Genomic DNA, 19,099 nt, shown 5'->3' with positions numbered 1-19,099 from the left:
ACAGTTCGGCAAAGACAGGGCATCATTCCCTAAAAAATTCAGGAAATCAACTTATTTTACCATATGGTCAAATTATGAGACTTGTCTTCCCCAACCACAAAGATGAAAAAAGCGCCTCTCAGTTTATGAGGGCGCTTTTAATAATGCTCTGAGAAAAGGTTTCCCCCGCCCTCATGCGTTAAATCTTCACAATATCCTCAAGAAATGTTTCTACATTCAATTTTATATTGGTTGATGTTTGATCCAATACCCCGGAAACGCTTTGCACATTGTTGGCAAAGCCTTGGGTTTCCTTGGCGGCAATGGAGACATTACCAATTTGTTGAGCAACCTTCTGAGTGCCTTGGGCGGCATAATTTACCGATCGATTGATTTCCTGAGTGGCACTATTCTGCTCTTCAATTGCCGATGCAATGGTCATCATGGACTGATTGAGTTTCTCCACCACTTCACCAATATTATGGATCGCTGAAACAGCAGATTCGGTCGCCGACTGCATTTCAGCAATCTGGGTGCCAATTTCTCCTGTTGCATTTTCAGTTTCACTGGCAAGATTTTTCACTTCTCCCGCCACCACCGCAAAACCCTTACCCGCCTCTCCGGCCCGGGCTGATTCAATTGTGGCATTCAACGCCAGCAGGTTTGTCTGGTTGGCGATATCACTGATCAGTTTCACCACTTCGCCAATACGTTTTGAACTCGTGGTAAGGTTTCCAACGGCCTCCCCACCGATTTTAAGTGTACTTATGGCGTCTTCCGATAATCGGCTGGCTGTATTGACCTGAGAGGAAATCTCCTGAATCGAAGAGCTGAACTCTTCCATTGCAGAGGCAACCGTCTGAACATTCTCGTTTGTGTTTCTGGTTTCTTCCGCCACAACCCCGGCCTGTTCATCAACGGAATTTGAGACCGTAACCAATTGGCCGGAAGTCTCATCCATCTGCTCAGAAGCAGCCCGCAAAGACTGCAAAGCTTCACTGACCGTTGTATTAAAATCAGAAATCTTCGCCTGCATTAACTGAGTGCGTTTTTCTTTTTTCTGTGCTTCTTCTTCAACCTTTCTCTTTTCTGCCTGTGCCAGTTCATTTTCCGATTTCAGTTTTTCCGCTTCCAATCTCGCCTGAATTTCCGTCTGCTCCGCTGCTGCTTTTTCCAAACGGATGCGTTCACGAGCGCTAATTCGTAATGTATCAAGTGCCCCCGAGATCATCCCCAGTTCATCTTTGGCATCCTGACCTGGAACATCTTCGTCATATTGACCTTCGGAAATCTTGTTCACAGAAGACTGTAAAGAATGCAAAGGTACCGTAATGCTCCGCGCCAATACCCATGAAGATATGGCAACAAAAGGCAGGATTATTGCTGATATAACCGCAACCCAGGAAATCGCAGACGCCCTCACATCCTTCATTTCCTGTGAGGCCTGAGCCAGTATCTCGTCCGCATTGGCGCTGATAAACTCAAAATGCGGTTCCATCTCCGCATATATATTGCTCAGCTTCTTCAGTTCCTGATCAAACCGGCTGTAACGCTCTACATAGGCCTGGAATGAATTAACATAAGCGTCCAGCTTCGTGGTGATATCATTTTTGACGGCTGTGGAATATTTCAGTCCTGCCAATATGGTCTTGAATTCTGATTGTCTGGCCAACACGCGGGACAGATATTTCTTATCCGTGCGCATGATGAAGTCTTTTTCATGGCGCCGCATCATCAGCATTTTAACCATGAGCCCTTCATTCAAGGCCTGTTCATTCAGGGTTGTTTCAATGGCATGAACACTGGTGCGCATTCTGCCTTCCAACCCCTTGGTCTCGACCAAACCAATATCCCGATAAAGACCGCTAACAAGTGCAAACTGGGCACTATGTGCTTCCACCAGTTTGGACAATTTATTGATCGATGATGTGGTTTTTTGGTCGCTGGAATACTGCAGGGCTTCTTTTAAGGATTTGGAAATATTACTGATATGGCTCTGATATTTATCAACATATTTCGCATCCTTCCGTAACAGGAAATCTTTTTCTGCCCGACGCATATTAAGTGCAAAACTGTCAATCCTGCCGGTTGTGACCTTCAAATCGGTGCCTTGGGCATATGTCAATTCCGCCTTCTTCACCAATTGGAAACTGATGAAGGCCGACCCCGCGATTGTTACTGTGCCTGCCAAGGCAATCACAGACAGAATGGCAATCCGTTGACCAATTTTCAGATTGCTCAGCACTTTAAAGGCCCAAGACATATTCATCATTATACTCCTAGAAATACTACATTATGGTTTATGACCATATACCTCGTTAAGAGTATTCAAATATTCTTAATAAAATATTGCGAAATAACATTCTTTTAAAATAGCAACAAACAACAAAAACGGTCCGCCCCAAAGGACGGCCCGCCTTAAATATCCCCACACCCTAAATTATCGCAACGGCGGCTCCCCATACTGCTTCATGTGCTTCACATAATCCGGCGAAAGACGATATAGCACAGGAATAAGAACACGCTTAGCACCACCAGCGTCTCCTGATTAATTAAAGTCATATTTTTACTCCTTACACAACAAACTCTACTCAGATAAAAATTCACTTATCCTTAGTTTAGCCAGGCAGAACGGCGTTCGCCCAAAGACATATTGATTAGGTCGATATCGAACTGCTCTTTTGCTTCACTGATATCACTCAAAAACATTTCAACGAGCAAGAGACGTGAGTTGGGATCCAGATCCGCCAGGGCGTATCCTATTTCTGCCAGTAATACACCCAGATCCGGGACTTTTGTGTTGGGGTCATCCATTATGCAACCTCCTGCAAGTGTGGGTTTGTGTAATTTAAAGTGGGGTATAAAATGCCCCGGTTCTGACGAACATTATGCAATGCCGCCTGGTTAATGGAGACATAGGCCGCCACCAGTTCTTCACCAAATTGGTCCCGTTTCGGTAAACCGAGCGGGTGCACGCTCCAGCCTCCTTGCAGAATGGACGGATAAATCTGCATATTGGCCACAAAAGAAACCTTCTCAATCCCCAACAGCATTGCGGCTTCCGTCATGCCGATAAAAACATCACTCAGAACAAGGTTGATCTTCCCACGTTGTCCTATATCAAGCGTCACGCATGTCCGGGAACTTTCCCAAATCGTAGGGCCAACCGGTTCTTCGATATCCAGTAAATTAGAGAAGAGGTCTGACATCAAGTGAGCCGATGTGGTGGGCAACAACCGCATCGATCCCACAACATCAAGATTTTGATTAAGAGAAAGAATATAGACCGTATCTTCCGTGTCATATTGGTCAACCTCTCTCCCGGCTCTCGCCATAGGGAGGTCCCATCCCATCTCATCGACAAATACCTGATGCCGAAGTCGAAACATTTGGTCCATTTGTTTTTCATAATGATGAATATTGGTTTTAGTAACGAGATGCGCCATTTGAACTTCTCCTCTATTTATAAGAGAAGTCTACGGGTATTGAAGAAGCAGAGAAATCCCTCTATTCAGAGGGGTTGACACTACCTTTTGTATTTGTATAGTAAAAATTCAGCCGCTTTACTACTTTAAGCATCCCTAAAATATATCAAAATTGCACCGGAATTTAACCGCCGACCGCCATAAAGTTCTGTTTTTAACACCCCCCTCTTGCCTCATTCCCAGATCGTGATGAGTTTTCCCCCGGGGGTAATCACCCCATACAAAATACAAAAAAACACTATTTTATTTTTATAAAAGGCGGCCTTGGTTTATAACACAGGTTCAGACACAATAGATTTCGGGCATAATAAATCTTCATAAGGGTAAAGGGTACATATATGGATTATATATGGTTTTCTGTGGCCTTTACCTGCGGGTTCCTGGCAAAACAAGTAAATTTGCCTCCGCTGGTAGGCTATCTGGCCGCAGGCTTTGGGTTGCACGCTTTGGGTGTTACCCCGGAGGCTTCTCTTGAAGTACTCTCCGACCTTGGAGTAACGCTTCTTCTGTTCACCATCGGCCTAAAACTTAATGTGAAAAGTCTGTTTAAGATGGAAATCTGGGCCGGGGCCACAGGACACATGGGCGCCATCGTGATTATCACAACATTGAATTGCATGATTTTCGGCTCTCTGGGGCTGCTTCATTTCAGTGGCCTGCAATGGTCCGCTGCCGCCCTTATAGGCCTTGCGGTCAGCTTCAGCAGTACGGTATGTGCAATTAAAATACTGGAAGAACGCAGCGAGATGCGCTCCCGCCATGGTCAAATCGCAATCGGCATCCTGATTATACAGGATATTGCGGCTGTCCTGTTCGTTACCCTGACTGCCGATAAATCGCCGACCATTTGGGCCCTGGCCTTATTGGCCCTGCCTTTACTCAGGCCTTTTCTCACTCAGTTATTACAACGTTGCGGCCATGGAGAACTCCTGCCCCTCGCCGGTTTTTTCCTCGCATTTAGCGGGGGTGAACTTTTTGAGCTCGTTGGCCTGAAAGCACATTTAGGCGCCCTTGTGATCGCCGTCCTGCTCAGCGGTGACTCCAAGGCTACCGAACTATCCAAATCCTTGATGAATTTCAAGGACCTGTTTCTGATTGGCTTCTTCCTGTCTATTGGTTTTACCGCCCTGCCGACCCTGGACATGATCAGTGTCGCCTTGATCATGGCCATTGCATTACCGATAAAAGCCATCATGTTCTTCCTGTGGCTTACGCGGCTTAAACTCCGCAGCCGCAGTGCCTTCCTCACTGCCTTAAGTCTGGCCAATTACAGCGAATTTGGCTTGATCGTCTGTTCCGCCGCGGTTTCCGCCAGCATTCTTCAGAAGGAATGGCTCGTCATTATGGCATTAACCGTTGCCTTTTCTTTCGTATTTTCCAGCATTCTAAATGCCTATGCCCACAGTCTATATTCACGGTGGCGGGATTTCCTAAAGAACTTTGAACGCCCTCAACGGTTGATTGAAGACCGCCTTTCCACCCCGGAAAACGCTAATATTCTGGTAATCGGAATGGGACGTGTCGGTACAGGAGCGTATGATTCCCTGACCGATAACCTGCACAAAGATGTCTGTGGCGTTGAAACTGACAGGGCGCGAGTCGATCGCCATTGCCAGGAAGGCCGCAACGTTATCGCTGCCGATGCGGAAGACCCAGATTTCTGGGAACAGGTTAACCTTGAGCCGGTTAAACTGATTATGCTGGCCATTCCCAGTCCTTTGGATATTCTGGAAGTTGTAACACAGCTAAACCAAATGGGGTATCGCGGCAAAACTGCGGCAACCGCACGGTATGAAGATGACAAGGAAGATCTTATTGCTGCCGGTATCGACGTGGTGTTTAACTTTTACCAGAAGGCAGGGACAGGTTTTGCTGATGAAACGATCCATCTTCTGGAAACGGGGCATGAATCACTGGAAAGCCGCTAAGCCCGATTACGGAACGATAAGTCCGCAAAAAACGGCCCGTACAGCGGCCTGTGTCCGGGTGCTGACGTGCAGTTTGCGTTTGGCGCTTTCCACATAAGAGTGCACCGTATGCGGGCTTAAAAACAGGATATCCCCGATATCCGTATCGCTTTTGCCCTGGGCCACCCAGTGCAGACATTCCTTTTCCCTCGGGGCGAGGTCCATTTCCTGAAAATCATCAGCATATTTACTTTTCTGGATACGAATGATCGCATTGTAATAATACACCGATATCAGATGTATCGCATGATAGTCTTCGTCAGAAACATCGCAATTCTCCCCAATGATATTGACCGTCGCCGGATAATATCCCGGCATGTTGATCGGTACGGTAACACCGTTTTTAATACCGAATTCACTGGCTTCATCGAATATCTGGTGGGACATGCTATCATCATAAGATACATCCTGCCATTTGAAAGCCTGCATATCGCGTACAGCTTTACGGAAAATCACATCTTTCTCGATATAATTTTGCTCAATATAGCGTTCAACCCAAGGCGTTGGGAAATCCAGAATAAGCAGGGCGGAAGGAGGCGGGTTGGTCAAGTCGACAATTGACACGCAGGTGTGCATATCAAAACCAAGAGGATTAATATATTTAGAAAGTGTACTTTTTAAAGCTTCAACATTCGTTTCATACATGGCGTCTGATATGAAATCCTGAACCCTAGAAAAAATCATTTTTCTTTCCACTCAATTACTTACCGGGAATTCTACTGCTTAAAGCCCCTTTTTGAGTGATAAGCATGAAGACGATAACCGGGTTCAACCACGCTTTCCTCATTTTACCTCAAAAGAGAAAGAAGGCTACAAAACTGGTGTCATCATAGCATGAAAAGTAAGAGATATCCAATTAAGGCTTCACCTTCTCTCATATATATACTGCGCAAAAAGTAGGCCAACTGATAAAACAATCCAATTCACACAAACTGTTTGGGCATCTGTTATTTTTTGAAATTGGAAAAAGATGGTTGGGGTGGCAGGATAAGAAATTAAACAGGGCCTAACCATATTAAATCATTGAATTAATTATACTTTACCGGTTGACATCCTAGGAATATGCCCTAAAAACATGCCCTAAAAGCGTATTTTGAGCAGGCATCTCCTCCATGAAAAACATCAAGAAACGAAACAAGACATTTTTCTATCAACGGCATGTCCCCAAAGACATTAGGGAAAAGTTCGGCAAGAGCTACATTGAAATAAGTGTCGGGAAAGATATTGCCGTCGCTGAGGCGAAAGCCAAGAAACTACATGGCGAACATACACTTATGTTTGAAGCCCTTAGGGGAAACAGCGAGGCCCATAAAGCCCTGCCCCGTGAAATTTACCGTAAGACGCTCAAGGATGCCAGAGAGGGCAGCGGTGCGCTTGACCACGCCTATGACTGGCTCGAACAAAGCAATTATTGGATTGATGAAATTCAAACCAAGGTGGAGAAGGCTGGTGTGCTACCGAAAGACCCAATCCCCCAAGACGCCCTAGCGGCTCTACACGCCATTCACGACCATCAGAAAGAAATCCGAGGCGATTCGCTTCCTGTCCGTCCTCAGTATGGTATGTCGTTTTCAGATGCCTCACAGAAATATCTGGATGACATCTCCCATAAGACCAATCAGAAGACTATGGATCAGTACCATACCACGGCGCGGCTCTTTGGCAGCTTCGTGAACGATAAGCCCCTCATCAAGGTCACACCGAAAGATGTCATTACCTTCTATGACATTTTGAAGACCTTCTCGCTTGGATGGGGCAAGTCGCCCGGAGACAAGGTGAAACCATTCAGCCAACTGAAAACAAAGTATGCGGGTAGAGGGCGGCTATCGGACCAAACCATGAACCGCCACATCATGGCCCTCTCATCAATCTGGAAGTGGTCGAAGCAGCGCATGGAAGTTGACGGCGATAATCCGTTTGACGGACTATTGATATCCAAAGGCAAGATTAACAATAAAACGTACCTGCCCTTTGATCAAGACGAGCTGAAACTATTGTTCAACCCTGAGAGTAAAGACAAAGCTCTCCATCAGATATGCCTCGTCGCTCTACACTCGGGTATGCGAAGGGGCGAAATATGCTCGCTACAATGGGAAAACATTCGGCAGGAAGATGATGTTTGGTTCTTCGATATTGTCGCAGCTAAGACTGAGGCAGGTGTCCGCAGAGTTCCAATACACAAGAACCTTCTGTGGCTTTTGGATGGCCGCTCAAAGGAACCCAAGGACCACTTGTGGCCTCGACATTCCGATGGCGACAAATTCGGGAAAAAGTTCACCCGGTTCAAGAGAGAGCGAGGCCTGACCAGCAGACAAAAAACGTTCCACTCATTCAGAAAGTGCGTAACGCGCTACTATGAACTCAATGGCGTTCCTCAGAATGAAGCCGCATCCATCCTTGGGCATGAGAAGGCTGGTATCACCTATCGGGTCTATAATCCCACAGGGCTGACCTTGGGGAAACTGCAACTACTGGTCAATAAATTGGAGTTTATTCTATGAAAGAGCATGCCATTAGAGCGTATTGGTTTCGAGTAGGTCCTTAGTAAGGCGGAAAACAATTGTGAACCGCCTGCCTATCGTCAAGGTCTTGTGGGATAGTGAACTTACATAGACTAGAGACATTGCAAAAGTCCCTACACTTTCCATCTCAATTGGAATTACCAGGAAATAGTGCTAACCTTTTTACATTTTTAGAGAAATTAGGTGGGATACATGCACGGCAGGATTTATGATGAAATAGTGGAATTGCTCCTTTTATCTATATCAAAAGACAATAGCAAGGGACTAGAGAATTCATTTATGTTTGGTAAACCGGATTCCCCAAGCTGGCAGCACAACCTTGGAGTCAGTATTTATTATGAAACTGATAAACTTACACTCGCTGCTCTACGAACCCGCGCACATGGGCATAACTATTTAAAAGCTCTTGATTTAACCGAAATAAAAAACGCTTTACAGCAATTCGTGTGCCGTAATTATTGGTATATGGGAGATGAAGTCTTTCTTAATGCCACCAAGGCACCTTATTCTGAGGTAGTTTCAGCAGAAAGCAAACGAGAGCTCGCTAAGGCTCTTTCTTCTTCGAGCATATTTAAACCTGACAAGCATATTACTCTTTTTCCTTTGGTTGCATTGAGCATCGAGACTGAATTTTACTCTGAGGCTTTTTCATTGATAAGGCCAATCTCCGCCTCAATTTCAAACATCCTTCCTAACATAAATACTACTGCCTTATGTCCAGATGCATTTCCTCCGCTTTCAGATTGGAAAGGAAAAAGAGAACTACCAAGTGCTTGGCTAGCAGTGCGTTCGCCTTCGATTCATTCATCCATTAAGATGAAGTCCGCAATATTGGGTGCGTTAGCTTTGACCCCTTTACCAAATTATAGACATATGTTTTCGCGTAGAGAAGTCTTTGGTGGTCACTGCACTTTTACGGACAGAGCGAATATGTCTTTTGGAGACAGTCATACTCCTCCGCTAATGCATGATATTATCGTAAGTGAAAAAGATCATGTTTGGTTAAACATGTTATCAGACAAAATTACATCTGATGAAAAACCCATGATTAGACAAATAAGGGCTTTAGAATATTTTTATCGCGCTTGGGCATTAGAACCCTCAGAACGCTTCCCGATACTTTGTATGGCCCTCGATGCAATTTTTGTTAAGGGGCAAGATGTTACTCAAGACAATATTGAGGGCGTACATGAAACGATAGGTTCTCATATTGATGCTTCCCGCATTCGTCTTCTTATGAGGCTGCGTGGTTCGGTGATCCATGGTCGCGCGCCAGATGTCTATGATTCCAAGGACTATACAAAATACTATGTAAATTATGGGGTGGACCCAATACATGATCTTGAATTACTGGTAGCACAGTGTTTTAGGTTAAAGGTTTTTGAAGGTCATTTACAAGAACACGAAGACCCAAATGCTGAAATTATTGCAGAAGTAAAAGAAAAAGGGATGTTACCAGAAAAAATGGGCCGCCCGACAATTCTTGAAAGCAATCATCTCGGAAAATAAATATCATCAGGATTGGACTAGTAGGTAGTATTTCGGTCGTTGATATAAATTTTAATATAATTTTCCGAGGGGGTTATTAATAAGGAGAGAGCCAAGTTTCCCCCCGTACCCCTTCAAAGTGACCAGCAGCCACCTACACTTATTGAGCTGATGTTAGGTGAGAAAACAAGGAGGTACGGTTAACCCCACTGAAATGCCCTTACTGAACCCCGCAAAAACTCTCAAGGTGATCCGGCTGGACAGCCCATACGTTAATCAGGTGGTTTTGGTACGGTCACGACAACCCGCTTACCTGATACCTCCTTTCGATTACCTGCTTAAAACATAAACGCTGATCTCAGGGGAATTGCATTACCTTAAGATGTTACCCGCTTTAACTTGTACAAAGAAAGATGAGCTGTTAACATTTTATGACAACAATAAGGGGACCACAAATGTCACTTAATGCTCGGAACGCGACAGCAGCAGATTTCGATTCAGTTGCACAGCAGCATGCTGATGCCACATGGAAGTGGTTAATACTCGGTGGCATCATCTATTACTTCTTTGATTGGTGGGCAATAGCTCCGGGCCTTCTAGCTCTTCTTGCAATAGTTCAAAGCGTGAGCGCTACTCTACAAGCCCAAAAATTAAGGAAGGGAACTTATAAAATTCCTAATCCCAACAATGGCGCGCCCGATGGTGATGCCCGTAACATAAGCTAATAGCGTAGCATCTATCTTGATCGCCAGATACATCTCATGCTCGTGAATGGCTATGGATGTTCAAGGCGTCGTTCTTTGGTGATCTAGAACTTCCAATTCTTGACACCTGATTCGTCATTGCCTTCCCGAGCAATATTGTAGGTCAATCTAGAGCTATGTCACATAGGGTAGTGGCACTTTAGTGACATGGCGTGACATAGGCCCTATTAACTAGCTGAAATCTCTATCACTGTCGGAAGATATATAGTTTCCTTAACTTCACCATTTCGTCTAAATAATTGTAATACCGACATAATTCCTCTTGTAAAATTAATTATCGATTCAGATCAATGGGTTGAGTCAAATATCACCTATGTATCAAAAAAAGATGTTGACGCAGAGTCAATCTGGATTCATGCTTATTGGGCTTTCAGGGATGAGAGCCGGGATTGACAGCCCGTCTAACCACAGACTACCTTGCACGTCTATTCTTATGGCCGGATGCATGAGGGACCTTAGGGTCGCCCGTCCTGTGGTGGGTACTGTCAACCTTTTGTAATCCGGTCGCCAAGATTGACAGCTTGGTATCCATAAATTTTGAAACATAACCACAGGATTTTTATCATGATTTTATCGTACATCATCAATTTCGTTGAATATCGCATATTGGCAAATCTCATCAAGCTGGAAACTTTTCTGTGCCGCTACTACACGTACGGATGGGGCAATGACGACTTAATGGGATATTGGGCTGATATGCCCGCAGACGACCCAAACAACCTTCCAAGGTTTGAATTGAGAAAAGGTGTGGTTGCATATAGCCCCGGACTTGATCACCACTATCTAACATTCCGTCATAAGTCTTTCTTTCTTTGGTTTGCATTTATCCGCCCAATGGCAGCAGGTCGAGCGACAAGCTGAACCAGCATTCAAGGAGCGTTACCGGCGCAAAGGTGCGCTCCTTGCTGTGAAACGACAAAGCTTTTTGTGTCAACGAGAGAGAGATAATATGCGTGTTGCCCTTTACCTTCGAGTATCCACAAACGAACAGACCACTGAAAATCAGCTAAGAGATTTACGGGATGTCGCCACCCGGCAAGGGTGGGACCTGATCGAAATCTACGAAGATCACGGGATCAGTGGGGCCAAGGACCGCGACAAACGCCCCGCTTATGATGCCATGTTGAAAGCCGCCACACAGCGAAAGTTCGACATGATTATGGCGTGGAGCGTTGACAGGTTGGGACGATCATTAAAGGGGCTGGTGGGCTTCATGGATGAATTGAACGCCCTTAATGTTGACCTCTACCTGCACCAGCAGGCCCTCAATACTTCTACCCCGGCAGGGAAAGCCATGTTCCAAATGTGCGGTGTATTTGCAGAATTTGAACGATCCATGATTCAGGAGCGGGTCAAGGCTGGCTTACAAAGAGCCAAAGCAAACGGCAAGATACTCGGCAGGCGTCCCGTGGGGCCTGAGAAAGAAGACCTGATACGAACTTTGAGAGGGCAAGGTATGGGTATCCATAGAATCGCCAAGACCGCGAAAGTGGGTGTCAGCGTTGTCCAGCGGGTCATAAACTAGAAAACGGCAAGCTCTTGGGGGAAAAGCTCACCGTCTCATTGGTGGAGCTACAAGAACATCCACGTCAATAGAGTAGACAAGGCTCACAGGCAAATCAATCCAGAAAAGGACGTACAAGGTGGACTGGAAAGTATTTTATGAGGCGGCACGGGCGTGTACGGAGGTTGATGACCATATGAAGGCGATGGAAATCAGGGCGCTCCTCCTCATTTATCGCTATCCGGGAATTCTGCAATCAGAGGTCAGAGATAAACTTGGCATACATGGCGCAAGAATGAACCGTATGATCACTCTGTTCAGCGATGTTCAGTACCGGACAGCGAAACGGGACTGTCTCGGCCTCGTCACCATGCGTGAAGTCGCGGATGACCGGAGGTGTAAAGAATTATCCCTGACAGCGAAAGGATTGGCGCTGGTCCACAGGATTGAACATGCGATGCATAAGGTGGAATAAGTGATCCAACAGACAGGACAATTCCCATGACTAAACAAATGAACGAAGTGCTCACCCATACATTCAATGACACCCACAAAGTACGCTCAGTGACCCTTGAAGGGGAGCCGTGGTTCGTGGCTGCTGACATATGCAGGGCGTTGAATATCATTAATACAACCACTGCAATCAGGGCCTTAGATAAAGATGAATACAAACGTATTAGTCGAAAGAAACACTCCGCTATTTTTCTAGGGAGTCGGGCGTCTTCTTTAAATGTTATTTCAAAGGCAGGCATGTACTCTTTAGTGACCCGTGCGGATCGTAAAGGGAAACCTCAGGTCCGTGAGTTCCAGCGTTGGGTTAATCATGAAGTCCTTCCCTCCATTGATGAGACCGGCGGCTACCAGCTCGACCCCGGCCAGACTATCCCGCTTCCTACAAGTTTCGCAGAGTCCATGCGGCAACATGCAGAGACCTTAATGAAACTAGCAGCCAGTGATGAGGCGTTGCAACGTGAGAAGGCTGCATTGGCTGTTAGTGACGCAGAACGAGTTGTTGCTTTAGAGAAGGCGCTGGTTCTGGAACAGGAGAAGAGACAGCATGCGGAAGAGATAGCGCGTCACCACTTATCGGATCAGTGGTAGCGGGCGAGCTAATAGAGTGGTCTCAAAGACCAGCACTCATTGGATCAGTGTTCGAGGATCGGTCAATTGAATGGTATCAGCGACAATAAGTTATAATATAAATAACAATCCATTATCCCGTATATCTAATTAAATTAATTAATAATATTATATAACCCATTCAATTTAAACAATAATGTCAAAAGGTTCCACTTTAAGATAATTGAAGCATTTTTTCTCCACGTCATTAACCCAAAGGAAATCAACATGACTAAACCAAATAATACTGCAAAGCTCACTTTAGTACCGGACAGCCCGCTTCTCTCAGCTCAGGAATCTGCGAATATAAATATAAAGGCATTTGAAGACTGGGTGTGTACGGATGTACTTCCCTCAATCCGCAAAACGGGAACATATAATGTTCCAGAAGGAATGACGATACCCGAGCCTCACGTGTTAAAGGGGGCGTTCCGAGATATAGCTACGTCTATGTTAGAAGACTGACCACTATACGTCACACAACAAAAGAAACAAACTGAATATAATCCTTCTCCAATATTAGAACATATCAATGGAAGAAATACTTGGGCGGGTACGCTAGGGCCTGCCTAAGTCTTCTTTAGTTTTTGGTGGCGGTGTGCCGAATTTAATCTCAATAGGTACTTTAATATCATCGACGTCGTGTAATAAAGCGCGCCTGTGCCCGCAGATGTTAAGACTGGCGGTTTTCTGCGGGGCGACGAAAGGTTCCCCTTTAAGAAGCGAGAGTCATTGGTTTTCTTGGCCTGTTTGCCTGTGTCTCCTGCACTGTTTCTTACACATCTGTAGGAAACTTACCTGCGCTCACTTACACATCTCAATGAAAGGACATTCTCTTCTGAAATAATGACGACGATACCCGGCGACTTGAATTTCTCGCGCCCCTTCGATCAACATCTCTGGTCTGACCACCACCACGTAAACGCATTAATAGAAAGGCTCTACGACGACTTCCTGAACTACAAACAGTACCTCCGGAAACCCGGCAAGACCAAGGAGAAAACCCCAAAAGCCACATTAAAGGTAATATGCCTGAACCTCTTCTCGGCATGGCGCGTCAACCCCGCGTTCTTCACAGCGATCTCCTGCAATACCAGAGACTATTCGCGTCACACCCGATACCGAAACACCCAGATCACCACGCGATACCTGTTCCCCATACTGGACTTTCTTGTTGATCGGGGCCTGATTTATCGTGCCAAAGGCTATTATGACCGTGGAAATAACGGTGGCAAAGTTACCCGAATAATCGCCAGTGGCGAACTCAACCATTTGATGAATGACACATACCATCTCAACGGAGACATGATCGAACGGCACCCCCATTCTGAACAGATCATATTAAAAGATAAGGACAAGCGATGTATTGAATATGACGACACTGAAAAGACGGTCCTGATGCGACGAAATCTCGCAAACATCAATCAGGCACTTTCCGCCACCTGCATAGGCTTCAACGCCCCTCCTGATATCCGAAAGGAAATAGATGAACTTCTGAAACAGGACACCCTCGCTTACCAGAAGAATAGCCAAGGCGGCTTGGACTTCACCCGCAAGTCTCTGACACGCATCTTTAACAATTCAAGCTTTACTCAAGGCGGTCGCTTCTATGGCGGCTGGTGGCAATCGGTCCCCAACAGGCGGATCAAAGGACGCCAATATATTACCATTGACGACCAGAAGACGGTGGAGATTGATTACGGCGGTATGCAAGTCATGCTGCTTTATCACCAACTTGGAAAGGAGATACCCACAGACGACCCATATGATCTCACAGGTTTTCTTGAAGGAGCTGACCGGCAATCTGTCAAGAAAGCATTCTTCCACCTCATATTCGGAGAGTACGACCACCGCACCCGATCCCCCAAGCGCAAGCCAATGAAATGTCCCAAGGATGTTAAGTTACCCAAAGGCGCTACTTATGAAATGCTGCTGAACGCCCTGCTGGAAAAACACGAGGTACTGGAAACCTGTATGGCATCGGATAATATCGCCATACAGCTCCAATATCGAGATTCTGTTATTGCTGAGGAAGTCCTTCTCCGGTTACTGGAACGCAATATCATTGCCTTGCCAATACATGACAGCTTCATTGTAAAGGCAGAGCACCGAGACGACTTGATCACCGTTATGACTGAGGTGTTCATCAAGCATGTCGGTGTAGTGCCAGTCCTTAAGGTGGAGTAGCTATGAGGGGATTATCTATGATGAATATTATGATGATTAAACCCACAGTCACCTAAGGAAAAACCAGTAGGCACCTACAATACCTACAATCACCAGCAGCCCAACCCATAGGCACCTTCTCCTTACTAACCACAATAAGGAATTGAACCGGACATAGCGCCTTACAAATACCCCCACCACCACCGGAAATTACACACCACCTTCTCCAACAATAAAGACCATACCTGCTAGGCTCATAGGGACTCCCCCTGTGGGCCTTTCATGTATCTGGAACGTAATTCTATGGCGGTGCTTTCATGGCCTTATGGCCTCCTTAAAACAACACTGAAAGAGCTTACTATGAATGATTATAAAACTAAACGAACGCCCATCCACACGTATGACTTAGACCGCAAGCCTATTGTTCTTGTTCCTCTTGGTGGGAACATTGCCAATGGACAACATGCCAAATTACTCAAGAAAGATTACGAGGAATTGCTGTCCCGAGGCTATTCCCCAAACTGGTGCCTTATGGATGATGGCAGCGGCAGAAACCAATATGTCACGCTCTATGATCGAATGAAGGAAAATCAGGTGAAAGTACCTCGTCTGATTATGTCAGCAAGTACTGATCAAGTTATTCGATACATGGACGGCAACCGCCTCAATCTCCGGCGTGACAATCTCCATCTCCAAGATCGGGAACGCCACGTAACTCAAATCATGGAAAAGAAAGCGAATGCAAGATGAGTGATACAGAATTTAAACCGCTCCTACAAACATCCCCAAGACAACAGGCTCTGAATAGTGGTCCTCATTCAGACGGTGGTGATGAACCCGCCTTCGTCCCATTAACGGGCAAGATCATTCCGGGCGCACCACAGGCCCCCGCAGCTACACCAGAAGGATACGATAAGAACTTCATCGAGCATTCCGTCGATGTCCTCTCCGACCTCGGCAAGGGAGCCAAAGACGCCTACAATGGTGCCACAGGCTACGTCCTAGAGGGGCTTGCTGAAACCGGCAACGCCCTTGGGATTGTCGATGATGAAGACATCCAGAAGTTCCGCACAGTAATGGGAGACCTCCGGCAAGCTGGCCGGGGGGAACCAACAGTGACCGAAGGTGTCCTCGGGGAAGCAATCAAGCTATCTCCTATCGGAGGAGGCGTCTACAAAGGCCTGACATCCCTCGGAGTTAAAGGGACACCAAAGCTATTCCTCCTTGCGGAAGCTGTCTCTGCCGCCTTCGCGACCAACCCTGATGCTGAGGTCGTCGCTAACCTCCTCCCTGAGGACGGCGACAGCGACCTTATGCACAACATGCGGGATATACTCGCGACAGACCCTAACGATCCCGAGTGGAACAACAGGGCGCGTAAGACGATTGAAGTGATGGGCTTGGGCGTTGCAGCCGAGGGTGTCGTATCAGCTCTCCGCAAGGTGGCGTCCAAGGTTGGTAAGGGTGGCGGGGAAGCACTTGAGGAAGCCGTAGGAGACTCACCGAGTCCCGAAGTTGACCTTGAGGCACCAACGGCCCCTGAGGCTCCTATCGTCTCTCAAGACCCCGCAGGAGAAGCATTCAGTAACTTCCAGTCTGCCTTGAAGGATGTGAAGGGGGAGATCAAGGACGGCAAAGACGCTTTCCAGACAACCCCTCTTAACATGAGCAAAGTGCGGACACCCGATGAGGTGAAGCAGGTGATGGAAAGTCTGGCGAGGACCGCTGATGAAGATGTCCTGGCTGATTGGACCGAAGTTGAAACACTGGCGGAAGCGAGTAGGCTTGCCGATGAGTTGCTGCTGGACCCCGAGGATGTCATGAACACCGTTGAAGGTATGGCTTTTGGTTCGAAAGAACACACAGGTTACCTGCTGGCGGCTAAAAGGATTTCAATAGGTCAACATGAAGCTGTCCAAGAGGCGATTACCCGTGTCGAATTGGAAGGGACTGATGCTGCTATGGAAGATTTCTATGAGAAATTCCTGACCATTCTCAAAACTGATAACCTCATCAAACAAGTACAACGCTCAGGCGCTCGCATGACCAGTGCAGGACGTGTTGTGGTAGAAGGTGCCGATGCTGTTCCTTCACTGGATGGTGTGGACCTATCGTCACTTGCAGACCCTTCACCGGAAGCCTTGAGGAAACTTGCAGGTCAACTGAAAGTCATCCCACCGGAGAACCTGCGAGGATGGAAGCGCGTTATTAAGCGCATCTCGACCTCAAAGAAATGGGACATCACCAATGAGTTCTTCATCAATGCAATCCTCTCCGGCCCTGCAACACATGCCGTGAACATGATCTCAAACACCGTTGAAACATTTCTCAAGCCTATGGAATCTTTAATCGGGGGTGCCATTACGCGTAACCCTGACATGATGCGATCCAGTATGAACCAATATGTCGGGATGGTTTATTCTCTCCGGGACAGTGTGAAGCTTATGGCTGCTGCTGCTCGCAAAGAAGATGCCGTCCTTGATCCCCATGTCTTTACGATTGAAACGAACAACAAGGCTATGGGGAACAGCTCTCTTGCACAAGCCTTGCGGTTACCTTCAAGGGCCTTGCTGACGTCCGATGAGCTGTTCAAGCAGGTCAACTATCGGTCCAAGCTGTTCTCTTTAGGTATGGACAAGGCACCTACTGAACTGGCGCGTAAAGAGCGGGTGGCGTGGGCGCTGGATTATGTCAACAAAGGCATTGACCAGCGCACTGGTAAAGCGATTAATAAGGAAGCCTTGCAGTATGCCCGTGAGACTACCTTCACAGAGGAGCTGAGAGCAGGTACTTTCTCAAGAACCTTTCAAGAAGCAGCCAATAAGCATCCTGCAATGAAGACGATTGTTCCCTTCATTCGTACGCCTACCAACCTTATCAAACATCAATTCAGACGCACTCCGGGTATTGGGATGCTGTCTAAACAGATGAGGGAGGATTGGGCGGCTGGCGGTACTCGCAGAGCCACTGCAATAGGTAAGCAGGCAACAGGTGGTGTATTCACCGCCGCAGGTTTCGCATTGGCATATGATGGGACACTCACAGGTTCCGGCCCGACCAACTATGAGGCTCGCAAGAAACTCATGGACACTGGCTGGCGTCCTTACTCCTTCAAGACCACCGATGAGAACGGCAAGGTATCTTTCATTCCCTACAAGCGGGGTGATCCACGCTTCATGATGTTTGGGGTGATGGCAGATGCCGTTGATGTTATTGGTAATTTGGATGAGAGCAAAGCCAGCGAGCTGTCTGCTGCTATCCTCTACTCCATATCTCAGAACCTGTCCAACAAGACCTACTTCAAAGGTATGTCGGATGCGATGGATGCTGCCTTCTCAGGGGACATGAAGACGATCCAGCGGTTCATAGGGCAACAAGTGGTGGGACACACAGTTCCTTTCAATTCGGCGCTACGTCAAACCAACCAAGACCCTTACCTGAGGGAAGTGCGTAGCCTTGTAGACCACTATCGTAACGCCATACCGGGCCTATCACCCACCTTGGAGCCGCGTAGGAACGTCATGGGGGAACCTATGATTAACCCTGCTGGTGTCGGGCTGGACAAGATGAACCCATTCCATAGTTCTGAATGGAAGAATGAAAACGTCTATGAGGAACTTGCCAAGTATGGCGCGACCATCAAGAACCCACCCACCAAAAAGAACGGTATTGATCTTCTTGAATTGAAAAACAAGAAGGGACAAACGGCTTACGACAGGTGGTTGGAACTTCTCTCAAAGGAAACCGTGGGTAACCGTGGGACACTTAAAGAAGCCCTGACGGAAGCCGTGCGGTCTGAGAGATACCTGCAAGAACTGGATGATCCCGAAGAGGATTATAACGGCTCGCGGCGTTCTCAAATTCTCGCCCTCATCGGCAAGTATCGCGACAGGTCATACCGCAGGCTCATGGGAGAGTTCCCCGAAATTCGGGAAGGTCAACAGCAGGACCGGCGAGAACTCATGATGAAGCGTCTAGGTTTCAGAGAGTAACTGAGACAACCGTAAATCAAATAAGAGAAGTGGGGGAGCTAAAAGTTCCTCCGCTTTTCAAATGATACAATTAATTCCTATGAAGTCATGCTAGCACCGGGCATCAATAGCAT

General features: G+C 46.8%; 16 protein-coding genes. 12 read left to right on the top strand and 4 right to left on the bottom strand.

Annotation, left to right across the window (positions count from 1 at the left end):
- Window positions 1–178: 178 nt before the first annotated feature.
- The 3 genes from FIV45_RS06270 to FIV45_RS06260 all read right to left on the bottom strand — a co-directional run bounded on the left by FIV45_RS06270 (window position 179) and on the right by FIV45_RS06260 (window position 3,425).
- Window positions 179–2,248, bottom strand: a complete 2,070-nt coding sequence (locus tag FIV45_RS06270) for a methyl-accepting chemotaxis protein (protein WP_181040155.1) — start codon at window positions 2,246–2,248, stop codon at window positions 179–181.
- A gap of 344 nt (window positions 2,249–2,592) precedes the next feature.
- Window positions 2,593–2,793, bottom strand: a complete 201-nt coding sequence (locus tag FIV45_RS06265; RefSeq protein WP_099471525.1) for a hypothetical protein — start codon at window positions 2,791–2,793, stop codon at window positions 2,593–2,595.
- Window positions 2,793–3,425 (bottom strand): acyl-homoserine-lactone synthase, encoded by a 633-nt coding sequence (locus FIV45_RS06260; protein ID WP_099471524.1) that lies wholly within the window; start codon window positions 3,423–3,425, stop codon window positions 2,793–2,795. Before FIV45_RS06260 ends, FIV45_RS06265 begins: the two co-directional genes overlap by 1 nt.
- 377 nt (window positions 3,426–3,802) lie before the next feature.
- Between FIV45_RS06260 and FIV45_RS06255 the strand changes: the two genes are divergently transcribed.
- Window positions 3,803–5,392 (top strand): cation:proton antiporter family protein, encoded by a 1,590-nt coding sequence (locus FIV45_RS06255; protein WP_099471523.1) that lies wholly within the window; start codon window positions 3,803–3,805, stop codon window positions 5,390–5,392.
- Between the two features lie 6 nt (window positions 5,393–5,398).
- Here the strand turns inward: FIV45_RS06255 and FIV45_RS06250 are convergent, their stop codons facing one another.
- Window positions 5,399–6,115 (bottom strand): helix-turn-helix transcriptional regulator, encoded by a 717-nt coding sequence (locus FIV45_RS06250; protein WP_099471522.1) that lies wholly within the window; start codon window positions 6,113–6,115, stop codon window positions 5,399–5,401.
- A 428-nt stretch (window positions 6,116–6,543) separates the two neighbouring features.
- On the opposite strand from FIV45_RS06250, the gene FIV45_RS06245 reads away from it, so the two are divergent.
- The 11 genes from FIV45_RS06245 (at window position 6,544) to FIV45_RS06195 (ending at window position 18,986) form a co-directional block, all read left to right on the top strand.
- The gene (locus FIV45_RS06245) at window positions 6,544–7,932 is read left to right on the top strand and encodes a tyrosine-type recombinase/integrase (protein ID WP_099471521.1); all 1,389 of its coding nucleotides are present in this window, start codon (window positions 6,544–6,546) and stop codon (window positions 7,930–7,932) included.
- Between the two features lie 213 nt (window positions 7,933–8,145).
- A complete protein-coding gene (locus tag FIV45_RS06240) occupies window positions 8,146–9,462 on the top strand; it encodes a hypothetical protein (RefSeq protein ID WP_099471520.1) in 1,317 nt (438 codons plus the stop codon).
- Between the two features lie 434 nt (window positions 9,463–9,896).
- Window positions 9,897–10,166, top strand: a complete 270-nt coding sequence (locus tag FIV45_RS06235; protein WP_099471519.1) for a hypothetical protein — start codon at window positions 9,897–9,899, stop codon at window positions 10,164–10,166.
- Window positions 10,167–10,769: 603 nt separating this feature from the next.
- Window positions 10,770–11,066 (top strand): hypothetical protein, encoded by a 297-nt coding sequence (locus tag FIV45_RS06230; protein ID WP_099471518.1) that lies wholly within the window; start codon window positions 10,770–10,772, stop codon window positions 11,064–11,066.
- Between the two features lie 88 nt (window positions 11,067–11,154).
- Window positions 11,155–11,730, top strand: coding sequence for a recombinase family protein (locus tag FIV45_RS06225; RefSeq protein WP_099471517.1), 576 nt, complete (start codon window positions 11,155–11,157; stop codon window positions 11,728–11,730).
- Between the two features lie 118 nt (window positions 11,731–11,848).
- Window positions 11,849–12,184 carry a MarR family winged helix-turn-helix transcriptional regulator gene (locus tag FIV45_RS06220; protein ID WP_099471516.1) on the top strand — a complete coding sequence of 112 codons (336 nt, stop codon included), beginning with the start codon at window positions 11,849–11,851 and terminating at the stop codon, window positions 12,182–12,184.
- Between the two features lie 26 nt (window positions 12,185–12,210).
- The gene (locus FIV45_RS06215; protein ID WP_099471515.1) at window positions 12,211–12,810 is read left to right on the top strand and encodes a BRO-N domain-containing protein; all 600 of its coding nucleotides are present in this window, start codon (window positions 12,211–12,213) and stop codon (window positions 12,808–12,810) included.
- A gap of 246 nt (window positions 12,811–13,056) precedes the next feature.
- Window positions 13,057–13,293, top strand: a complete 237-nt coding sequence (locus tag FIV45_RS06210) for a hypothetical protein (RefSeq protein WP_099471514.1) — start codon at window positions 13,057–13,059, stop codon at window positions 13,291–13,293.
- Window positions 13,294–13,674: 381 nt separating this feature from the next.
- Complete coding sequence (locus tag FIV45_RS06205; protein ID WP_099471513.1) at window positions 13,675–15,015, top strand: hypothetical protein; 1,341 nt, start codon at window positions 13,675–13,677, stop codon at window positions 15,013–15,015.
- Between the two features lie 261 nt (window positions 15,016–15,276).
- On the top strand, window positions 15,277–15,744 hold the full coding sequence (locus FIV45_RS06200) for a hypothetical protein (RefSeq protein ID WP_133118528.1): 468 nt from the start codon (window positions 15,277–15,279) through the stop codon (window positions 15,742–15,744).
- Complete coding sequence (locus FIV45_RS06195) at window positions 15,741–18,986, top strand: hypothetical protein (protein WP_099471511.1); 3,246 nt, start codon at window positions 15,741–15,743, stop codon at window positions 18,984–18,986. Before FIV45_RS06200 ends, FIV45_RS06195 begins: the two co-directional genes overlap by 4 nt.
- The last annotated feature ends 113 nt before the right edge of the window (window positions 18,987–19,099 follow it).

The sequence above is a fragment of the Paremcibacter congregatus genome (assembly GCF_006385135.1).
Taxonomy (GTDB): domain Bacteria; phylum Pseudomonadota; class Alphaproteobacteria; order Sphingomonadales; family Emcibacteraceae; genus Paremcibacter; species Paremcibacter congregatus.
Note: the sequence above shows the minus strand (reverse complement) of the source record. Positions and strands in the feature narration are given on the sequence as shown.